The organism is Paraburkholderia sp. BR10141 (assembly GCF_056155635.1).
The window spans coordinates 1-540 of sequence record NZ_JBMIQH010000141.1 but is presented as its reverse complement, the minus strand read 5'-3'; the positions used below and the strand labels follow the sequence as shown (position 1 = coordinate 540).

Sequence of the window (540 nt, the reverse complement as noted above, 5' to 3'; positions counted from 1 at the left end):
GCACGACCAGCACGACCAATAGCAGCGGCCAGGCGACGATCACGCTTACGTCGTCCACCACGGCTGGCACGGCGACGGTGACAGCCGCGGCAACGGCAGGCAGCAACACGGCATCGGTGACGTTTGTCGCAGACACCTCGACAGCAACTGTCTCGACGCTCACGGCCTCGCCCACGAGCATCACGGCAAACGGCAGCAGCACCTCGACGCTGACGGCCACGCTCAAGGATGCGAACGGCAACGCGCTCGGCTCAGGCCTGACGGTGACGTGGAGCACGACGCTGGGCACGCTCTCGGCGACGACCAGCACGACCAATAGCAGCGGCCAGGCCACGGTCACGCTCACCTCGACCACGTCGGGCACGGCAACGGTCACAGCGACGGCGGTTGCGGGCAGCAACACAGCATCGGTTGAGTTGGTCGCGGATACCTCCACGGCGACCGTCTCGACGCTCACGGCCTCGCCCACGAGCATCACGGCCAATGGCAGCAGCACCTCGACGCTGACGGCCACGCTCAAGGATGCGAACGGCAACGCGC

Annotated in this window: 1 protein-coding gene; it reads left to right on the top strand. The window is 67.2% G+C overall.

Annotated features, from left to right (window positions below; all coding sequences use genetic code 11):
• Positions 1–116: 116 nt before the first annotated feature.
• The coding region (locus ACOJB8_RS41210; RefSeq protein WP_475018009.1) for an invasin domain 3-containing protein at positions 117–540 on the top strand (424 nt) is incomplete at its 3' end.